The sequence below is a fragment of the Solimonas aquatica genome, from assembly GCF_900111015.1.
Classification (GTDB): domain Bacteria; phylum Pseudomonadota; class Gammaproteobacteria; order Nevskiales; family Nevskiaceae; genus Solimonas; species Solimonas aquatica.
In genome coordinates this window covers 1-1,184 of record NZ_FOFS01000031.1, presented here as the reverse complement: position 1 = coordinate 1,184, position 1,184 = coordinate 1, and the positions used below count along the sequence as shown (strand labels likewise).

Annotated in this window: 2 protein-coding genes; both read left to right on the top strand. The window is 54.2% G+C overall.

Going from position 1 to position 1,184, the window contains the following annotated elements:
* Positions 1-474, top strand: a 474-nt coding sequence (locus BMY12_RS20125) for a hypothetical protein (RefSeq protein WP_218140282.1), incomplete at its 5' end; no start/stop codon positions are given.
* A 96-nt stretch (positions 475-570) separates the two neighbouring features.
* A complete protein-coding gene (locus tag BMY12_RS19815; protein ID WP_093289744.1) occupies positions 571-1,071 on the top strand; it encodes a DMP19 family protein in 501 nt (166 codons plus the stop codon).
* Positions 1,072-1,184 lie beyond the last annotated feature (113 nt).

Genomic DNA, 1,184 nt, shown 5'->3' with positions numbered 1-1,184 from the left:
ACGGCTACACTCATCGCTCGGGTACCAAACACCAGCGGAGTTCGAAGCGCTGTGCAGTTAACCATAAGGTGTCCACTTTTTCGTAGGAAGTCCCCATTCACCACGCCTCCATTTCAGACCCATGTCAGCGCGTTTATGCGCAAGCGGGTCATTGTTGCCATGACGCTGGCGGTGACGTTCCTATTCGGCTGTGGGAGCTTCAGGAAAATGCGAATTGAGACGCCAGAAGAAGCGATTGCTGCCGCTCGTTCAGCATGGTCGTCTATTGATCAGAAGCAGCACGGAGCGATTCCGATTTTCTCCGCTGCCTCCATAGCACGCTTTGAGCCATACGCGGCCACGCTTAGTGATGGAGTCTGGACCGTGCGCAGCATGTCTCCAGCGGCAACCCCTGGGACCTTTCCTGATACCATCGTTCGCGCAGACACCGGCAAAGTGATGGTTGCCACGATCACTGAGCCTCCCCAGCAATGATGGAGAGAAACACGACAACAGCAGACCCCAAGGGACGCTCAGTGCGACGACCCGTAATTGGGGCACGCGTTAGCTGAATCATTAGGCGTGAAAAACATGACCACAGCACCCGTTGAGGAATTGATTTACGAGTGGCTGAATGCGAGATATCCGAACGGTCCGGTGTGGTTTGACGAGGATATGCCGGCGGATCGACTGCCACCGCTCGAAACACGAATGCTCTACGCTTTCAACGTAATTGAGTACAACATCTCCAACGGCGGTTGGTCGCAGTTCCTCTGGAACTGTCTACCCAACTGGCGCTCCATTCTTGAGACGGCCCAAAAGGGTTACAGACTCATCGGAGCGAATGAGCAGGCAGACACTCTGGAAACCCTTCGATCCCTCTGTGAGCAGGATGAGTCGGAATGCCTGGCCGCCATCGAACGCAACGATGGCTCCATGAACACTTTCGCCGAGTTCACTCGGCGCAGTTACAGGAACACTTACAGTGATTGGCAGAGCCTGTTCTGGGGCGACATCTACGAAAGGCGCACCGCTTGGCTCAACGAAAATGAAGAGCGACTTCGCTCCCTCATCGGCCGCAACGACTCCTAGAGCATTTTTGATTTAATTATATACGTTGGCTTAACATGGATGCTTCTCCGAAAAAGGAGGCATCTATATGCAAGCCTATTCGCAGGATTTGCGTGATCGGGTGTTGCGGGCGG

What these genes read in the sequence shown, in the direction of transcription:
- BMY12_RS19815 (WP_093289744.1), top strand. Translation starts at nt 571, where the DNA reads ATGACCACAGCACCCGTTGAGGAATTGATTTACGAGTGGCTGAATGCG.